Below are 7,361 nucleotides of genomic sequence, written 5' to 3'. Positions count from 1 at the left end.
CGTGTTGCCTCGCGAAGAAATGTTCCCGAACAACGCGACCGTTGCCTCACGTAATTGTTCCTTACAGACCCTCGTGCGTCATTGCCATTGCATGTGACGGATTGCCGTGCAGCTGAGCCGTAGGCGAGGCGGAACGGCAATCCGTCACATGGCTGTAAGGATGGTTTCCGTGTCGACTGGCGCGTCACTGGCCAGCCCGGAAGAGTGGCTGAACACCAGGGCTCGCGCGTGTTCGGTGCGCCAGCCTTTCAGACGGCGCTGGATAGTCCGCAGGAGGCCGTCCGGGTAGATGTCCGGCTGCTCGGCCTGCAATTTTTCCAGCAACTCCCGCCCGGTACGCCAAGGCTCGTCTTCGAACCAGGCTTTCAACTGGTCGGTAACCTGAAGCAGTGGATCCGGCCGGCGCCGCTCTCGCTTACGCGGCGTCTTATCAACCGCCGTAGGCCGCGACTCACCATTCTGCCATAAAACTTTCAGGCTCGAGAGGAACGCCCCCAGCGGTGGGGGTGACGTTTCGGTCGGATCTGCCAAGACGACGGCGTCGGCCAGGACCACCAGTTTCTGCTGCGCGGTGCGGATGTCTCGCAGCAGTCGAACCGGATCCAGTCTGGCGGCCAGGTCCCGTAGCCGTTCGCGTGTCTGCTCGCTGGTCCGCGGGTCATCCATCAAACGCTGGAACGGCGTCGCGGGAGCGTGATAGCGCTTGTGGACTTTGGCGCCGTCGCGGCGCTTCTCCGCCAATTTGAATGAAGGCTGGAAGAAGTTCACGAACAGGCGCGCCGCCGCATACAACTCGGCCAGCAACCCAGCTGCTTCCAGCCCTTCGAACCGACGATAGCCCACCAGACGACGCACAACCGAACCGTTCTTTTGCTCGACCCAGGCCTGATCGTTCTTCCGATAGGGTCGGCAGCGGGTAAAGGCGATTTCCGTCGCCGCGCAGTAATCCCGCACCGTCTCATTGATAAACACGCTGTCGTTGTCGGAATCGAAGCCCAGCAACGGGAACGGCATCAGCTTGCGCAGTTCCTTGAGCACCTCCACCAATAGCGTTTGCTCGCGAACCAGTAGCGGAGCGCATTCGGTCCAGCCTGTCGCGATATCCGTCAACGTCAGCGTCCACGTCCAACTCCCTTTCGCCACCGGACCGCTATGCGAAACAAGGTCGGCCTCCATATGTCCCGGCGCCGGATCTCCCCAATCGCTGAATGTTCGGATCGGAACACTGCGCCTAAGTTCAGATCCCGCCACGCCGCGACGCCGGACCTTATGGCTGTTCCCTTTCGCGGTCTGTAAAACACGGTCAATCGTGGCCGGGCTCATCTGCAACAAGCTTCCTTTGATCGCCGGATCGAGATCAAGATGGCCATGGCCCTCCATCGCCTCGATCAGAATCGGGATAAGCGGCCGAAGTCGCTTGCCGCACAGGCGGTCGCTGGCCTCCCACAACACGAGCAACGCTCCGCGCACCGCCTCGTTGTAAATTCTCCGCTCGGGTCGCGTCGTTTCCCTGATCAACGGCTCCGCCCGCAAGAGTCTCATTGCATGCTTCCGGTGGAAACCTGTGATCGCGACGAATTCGTCGAGAACCTTGCCCTTGCTCGCGCGATCGGCCGAGCGATACCGCTCGCCGACTGCTTCAATCAATTCCCTGCGCGTCGCCATGCTCACCTTCCGCATCGTTCCCTCCCGGCCAATGCCGGGAGCAGTTTAGATGAGGCAACGGCAGGTTTGCCGGGAGCATTTCAGGCGAGGCAATGCGTTTCTCACCCTGAATGTCGCGCGACATCGAGACTCATGATGAAGGTCTTCTGGACAATTACCTCAGGCAAGTGTTGTCAAGTTTGAAGTCGCGGCATCCAATCGGCCGTTTTGGACGACCGGATGAAGTCGGCGATGCCGCCGTCTGGCTTCTGTCGAACGGCTCGTCATTCGTGAACGGCGCAGCGATCCCCGTCGACGGGGGTTATCTGGCTACCTAGAGACGATTACATAGCAGCCGAGATCTCAGCGGCTTGCTTGATCATAAATGCGTAACCGTGGCGCCGAAGCCGCCTTGCGCGGTAACGGGATGCAGGGCGGATCCCCGTTTGGGCAAGGGCAAGGATGGTTTGCAGGAGACGGTGGACAAAGCGCGGCGTGAAAACGCCAATCCCGCCGCAAGTGAATTTAACAGGCTGGCCCTGTCGAAGAGAGTTCGCCATAGACTACCAATATGAAAACCTATGGCGGAGACATCCTCATGAGGCCGACGCCGAGGACGTGGACGTCCTCGGCCGTTGCTCATCATCGCACGAAAGCTCTTGCGCCGCGAGAGGCGGCCACGATTGCTTTCCGGGTTCTAGACCGCCTCGAGTATGGGCAGCCAGGACGCGAGGTGAGCGATGAGAGCGCAAGTCAGCAAGGCGAAACGCGTTGGTCCTCAAGCAAGCTCAGGACGGCACGTGGATCGGAAAGTTGTCATCACGCTGCCAGGTCTACACCCTCAGGTGGATCGTAACGAACAACTTCTTGAATATCCGCGTCGCTTAGTTCCGCAACCGCCTCGTACATGGGGCGCGGGATTGGGGTTGGATAGATTGCCGTAGTGGGGTCAGGCTGTGCTACCGCGCCCCGGTGGCCCGCAAAGGCGGGAGGAGATGCGAACCTTTTCAAATCTTCTAACTCGATTCCGACTGTCTGCGCGGCTTGTAGGTCCGTCCACGCTGCTGCAGTCATCTTCGTGCAACCTTCCGATGTGGAGAACTCAAGAAGGATTCCCTCAGGCGCGCCCAAGTACATCGAGTGGCTGATCATATGATCAAGCGGACCAACCACGGCGTAGCCGTTGCTGCGTAACCGATCGCGCAGGTCCATCAATTCCTCAAAGCTGTCGACGTTGAACGAGATGTGCTGCATAGCGCCACCGGCCACCGGGTGGGATGCATCCAATGCGTGACTCACGCCCATGACCGGACTCACACCTGGCCCCGGCATTTGAATAAAGCTGAGGTAGCAGTTCTCGCCAGATTCGAGGAAGCAGTGCGTGGCACCCTCCGTGCCGTGCATGGGAAAAAGTCCGACGAGCTTCATGCCGACGACCTGAGTGAAGAACTCGATCTGCGACTTCATATCATTGGTGCAGAACGCAATATGATGGACGCCTGAGATCTTCATTCCCAACTCTCCTCTACCCAGCGGGGCATGTTTCTACACACCACAGCCTACTTCGTCCGCATCTTGTGCAATGCCGGATATCCTGTCTGTCAAAAATAACTTCGATATAGAATTTGTCAAGCGCAAATGCCGTAGACGGGCTGCGCAAGGGGGTAATGTTCAGGGGAAGGGCTGCAGTAACCCATGGCACCTGCAAGATGGGTCGCCCTGTCCGCAAGCCCCCGGTTCCCTCTGCTTTGATCACACCGGTTGCGCCGGCCCATCTCCGACAAGTACCAATCAATCGCAATTTGAAAGGTGTGGGCGAATGCGCCAACTTTCTGGCTTACGAATCCTCGGCGCTAGCCTGTGTCTGCAGTGCGTGTTAAGCAGGATGATCAACCTTTATGTGCCAGATGGCGGGATGAGGAGATCAATTTTGAAGTCGGAGCGGGTTGAGGATCGGCAAATCAAGCGTCGGCGATCGCAGAGCGAACGTCGGGCAGAAACCCGGGCGCGCCTTCTGGATGCGTCCATACGGCTGCTCCAGGAAAAAGGATTCTCCCGTTTCCGCATTGGCGATGCTGCGGCCCTCGCTGGCGTCTCCCGAGGCGGGCAGACACACCATTTCGCAACGAAGGGGGAGCTTATTGAGGCTACGATAGAAGCACTTTTCGAAAAGGAAGTCGAATCGGCGCATGAGGATGCCAACCTCGCGGCGGGCGGCGAAGAAATATCTAGCGCTACGAAGCACTTCGAGACGTTCCAGCAGAGCGATCTATACCAGGTCAGCCTTCGGCTCGTCATCTCAGCGCGTTCCGTCGAGCAATTCAGCGAAGGAATTCGGGCGATTTCTGCAGGAAGCCGCCAGGCCATCGAGCAGGCGTGGATCGATCGCTTTGTAAAATCCGGAGCCAAACGGAAGAAGGCCGAGGAGTCGTTTGGCATCCTGGCTAGCGTTTTGCGAGGCTTTGCCGTGCAGGAAAGCATCAAGGACGAGGATATGGAAATAGGGCCCGTAAAGGAATTGGCAATGGAATTAGTCAAAAGTCATCTACAAGAATAATTTTCAAGACTTAATTAGTTGAGGAAGTATTATTTGAGGGCGCAGTAGCTGATTTTGCCAGAGGGGCAGGGGAGGGAACCACAAAGAGGGGCGGCGACTTTTCGAGGTGACGCGAGCGATCGGAGCAGACAGTAGGAGTAACCCACGGCGGTAAGGATCCCATTTGTGAACATCGCCTCAGGATCAGACGAAGAAATCCCAGTTAAGAAAGCCTATGTGATGGACGGTCTCAGTGCCTGACTCGAAAGTTCACCAAGCATAGCAATACCTTGCTGTTCTACGGGTGAGCATGCGGATGGAGGCAATCGTTGCCCATGCGGCGGACGAGGCAATGGTTGTTTCCCAGTCCTTGGCAAGACGGCGGCATCGGCCGAGCCATGCAAAGGTTCGCTCGACTACCCAGCGACGCGGGAGGACCTTGAAGCTGTTGGCCTTGTCCGACCGTTTGATGATTTCGATCGTCTATTGCCCCGATCCAGCGATGGCATCGCGGAGTTTGTCGCCCGCATAGCCGCCATCGGCAAAAACATGGCGCAGCCACGGAAAGCGCCGCCGCCCGGCCTTAAGGACATCGACCGCGCCATCGCGGTCCTGAATATCGGCGGTATGCACGAGAATGAAGATGAGGAAGCCGCAGGTGTCGGTCAGGATGTGCCGCTTGCGGCCCTTGACCTTCGTGCCTGCGTCATAGCCGCAAGGGCCGCCGCTTTCGGTGGTTTTGACCGACTGGCTGTCGATCACACCGGCACTCGGGCTTGCCTCGCGTCCTTCGATCTCGCGCAGGTTCATGACCAGAACCGTGTTCATCGCCTCGAGTAGACCAGCGTTGCGCCAGGCGTAGAAATAGCGCTGGACCGTCGAGACCGGCGGGAAGCATTTGGGCAGAAGCCGCCAGGCGCAACGTACGCATCCGCTGAGCGGCGCCTTGCCGGTGGAGTGATGGATCGGTCTTAAGGTCGCAGTTATTTGCGAACTTAGGAGCGGTGTTTGTGGGACGGATCACGGTTTTCGGCGGGCCTGAACGCCGCCGTCGCTGGAGTGCTGAGGAACGGCGGCGCATTCTGGAAGAGGCCTTTGCCCCCGGCGCGTGTGTGTCACAGGTTGCTCGGCGGCACGACGTTTCCACTGCGTTGGTCTATACCTGGCGGCGCAAGCTGAGTGCGGCGCTCGTCGCGTCGCAGGAGGACCATGGCTTCATCGAAGCTGTCGTGCTGGAAGACAAGAGCTCCGTGCCCACGCCCGTGCAGCCGGCGATCCTGGTCGAGCTTTCCCACGGCGCCCGGGTGAGCATCTACAATTCGGCGTCGCCGACCATGGCAGCGGCCGTCATCAAGGCCTTGGCCCGATGATCCCGATCCCGAGCGGCATGAGGGTGTGGCTGGCGCTGGGGCATACGGATATGCGGCGGGGAATGCGCTCGCTGGCTCTGCAGGTGCAGCAATCCCTGAACAAGGACGTCCATGCCGGCGATCTGTACGTCTTCAGGGGACGAAGCGGATCGCTGTGCAAGATCTTGTGGCATGACGGCCTCGGGATGTCGTTATATGCAAAACGCTTGGAAAGAGGGCGTTTTGTCTGGCCATCTGCAAAGGATGGGACGATCGCGATCTCGGCTTCCGCGATGGCGTGCCTGCTTGAAGGCGTGGATTGGCGCAACCCGCAGGAGACCTGGCGCCCGACGCAGGTAGGGTAATTCCTTGCCTCGTCAAAACAGCAGCAGGAGCGGCATAAAAGTGCTGTAAATGCTGGGTTTCTGAGGACTTGCGGGTTATAATCCGCGCATGGTCTCCAGCAACGCATCCGATGAGCTTGTGCAGCTTCGCGCTGAACTTGCCATCGTGCGCGAACAGGCACTGGTGGCAGAGGCTGAAGTCGCCAAAGTCTGGGCGATCAATGCCGACCTGCTGGCCCGCAACGCTCATCTCGAACTGATGAACGAGCAGATGCGCCGCGACAAATATGGTGCGCGTTCCGAGCGCAGCCGGCGCCTGCTGGATCAGCTCGAACTGACCTTCGAGGAACTGGAGGCAAATGCCAGCGAGGCCGAGCTGCTCGGCCAGATCGCCGCTGCCAAGACCACCACGGTCCAGGCGTTCACCCGCACGCGATCCACCCGCCGCGACTTCCCCGCCGATCTCCCGCGCGAGCAGGTCGTCATCCCCGCGCCGGACCTTTGCCCATGCTGCGGCTCGGATGATCTGAGCCAGCTTCCCGCAGCGGTCACCGAAACGCTCGAGCGCGTTCCGGCCCGGCACAAGGTGATCCAGACCGTGCGCGAGAAGGTCTCCTGCCGTCAGTGCGAGAAGATCAGCCAGCCACCCGCGCCCTTCCACGTAACCCCGCGCGGAATGTTCGGGCCGCACTTCCTGGCAAACCTCGCGTTCCAGAAGTACGGCCTGCACCAGCCCCTGAACAGCCAGCGTGACAGGCTCGAGGCCGAAGGCATCCCCTTGAGCCTCTCGACCCTTGCAGACCAGATCGGCGCGATCTGCGTAGCGGTAAAGCCCCTGTTCCTGCTGCTGGAAGCCCACGGGCTTGCCGCAGACCGCCTGCATGCCGACGACACCACCGTCCCGCTTCTCGCCAAGCTCAAGACCAGCGTAGCGCGAATATGGGATTATGTGCGTGACGATCGCCCGTTCGGCGGCACGGCTCCGCCGGTGGCGCTATGCTATTACTCGAGCGATCGCAGAGGTGAGCATCCCCGCGCTCACCTGGCAGGCTATGCCGGGATCCTCCAGGTCGACCGGTATGCCGGCTTCAATGCTCTGTTCGAGGAAGGCCGGACGGACAAACCCATGACCCGCGCCAACTGCTGGGTTCACGCACGCCGTGAGTTCTTCAAGCTCGTCGATATCAGGCAGCAACTCAAACGCCGGAAAAAGGGCGCCACGCCGCTCGTCTCGCCGCTGGCGAGTGAAGCGCTCGAGATCATCGACCGGCTCTTTGCCATCGAGCGCGACATCAACGGCAAGCCTGCCGCCGAGCGCCTCGCCGTTCGCCGGGAATTATCCGCGCCCATCGTTGCCGAACTCGAGACCTGGATGCGCGAGACACGCAGCAAACTGTCTCGTCACGATGCCGTGGCCAAGGCCATCGCCTATCTCCAGAACGACTGGGACGGCTTCACCACCTTCCTCGCCGATGGCCGGATATGCCT

The 7,361-nt window shown here is 59.9% G+C and carries 7 protein-coding genes and 1 pseudogene; 5 read left to right on the top strand and 3 right to left on the bottom strand.

Annotation, left to right across the window (positions count from 1 at the left end; all coding sequences use genetic code 11):
- Nucleotides 1-144: 144 nt before the first annotated feature.
- A complete protein-coding gene (locus L284_RS43160) occupies nucleotides 145-1,680 on the bottom strand; it encodes an ISNCY family transposase (RefSeq protein WP_021234660.1) in 1,536 nt (511 codons plus the stop codon).
- A 95-nt stretch (nucleotides 1,681-1,775) separates the two neighbouring features.
- On the opposite strand from L284_RS43160, the gene L284_RS43155 reads away from it, so the two are divergent.
- Entirely contained in the window at nucleotides 1,776-1,982 is a 207-nt protein-coding gene (locus L284_RS43155) for an SDR family oxidoreductase (protein WP_021235658.1), read from the top strand.
- A gap of 481 nt (nucleotides 1,983-2,463) precedes the next feature.
- Here L284_RS43155 and L284_RS43150 read toward each other — a convergent pair whose 3' ends face one another.
- A complete protein-coding gene (locus L284_RS43150) occupies nucleotides 2,464-3,156 on the bottom strand; it encodes a VOC family protein (protein WP_021228416.1) in 693 nt (230 codons plus the stop codon).
- A 373-nt stretch (nucleotides 3,157-3,529) separates the two neighbouring features.
- Between L284_RS43150 and L284_RS47040 the strand changes: the two genes are divergently transcribed.
- Nucleotides 3,530-4,201 carry a TetR/AcrR family transcriptional regulator gene (locus L284_RS47040; protein WP_160172150.1) on the top strand — a complete coding sequence of 224 codons (672 nt, stop codon included), beginning with the start codon at nucleotides 3,530-3,532 and terminating at the stop codon, nucleotides 4,199-4,201.
- A gap of 249 nt (nucleotides 4,202-4,450) precedes the next feature.
- On the opposite strand, the pseudogene L284_RS43140 reads toward L284_RS47040, so the two are convergent.
- Nucleotides 4,451-5,101, bottom strand: a pseudogene (locus L284_RS43140) (IS5 family transposase); the annotation flags it as partial.
- A gap of 89 nt (nucleotides 5,102-5,190) precedes the next feature.
- Between L284_RS43140 and tnpA the strand changes: the two are divergent.
- The 3 genes from tnpA to tnpC form a co-directional block, all read left to right on the top strand.
- Nucleotides 5,191-5,550 (top strand): IS66-like element accessory protein TnpA, encoded by a 360-nt coding sequence (tnpA, locus tag L284_RS0124840; protein ID WP_031342981.1) that lies wholly within the window; start codon nucleotides 5,191-5,193, stop codon nucleotides 5,548-5,550.
- Nucleotides 5,547-5,894 (top strand): IS66 family insertion sequence element accessory protein TnpB, encoded by a 348-nt coding sequence (gene tnpB / locus L284_RS43135; RefSeq protein ID WP_021235654.1) that lies wholly within the window; start codon nucleotides 5,547-5,549, stop codon nucleotides 5,892-5,894. Before tnpA ends, tnpB begins: the two co-directional genes overlap by 4 nt.
- A gap of 88 nt (nucleotides 5,895-5,982) precedes the next feature.
- On the top strand, nucleotides 5,983-7,361 hold a 1,379-nt coding region (gene tnpC / locus L284_RS43130; protein WP_021235653.1), incomplete at its 3' end, for an IS66 family transposase.

The organism is Novosphingobium lindaniclasticum LE124, assembly GCF_000445125.1.
Lineage (GTDB): Bacteria > Pseudomonadota > Alphaproteobacteria > Sphingomonadales > Sphingomonadaceae > Novosphingobium > Novosphingobium lindaniclasticum.
Note: the sequence above shows the minus strand (reverse complement) of the source record. Positions and strands in the feature narration are given on the sequence as shown.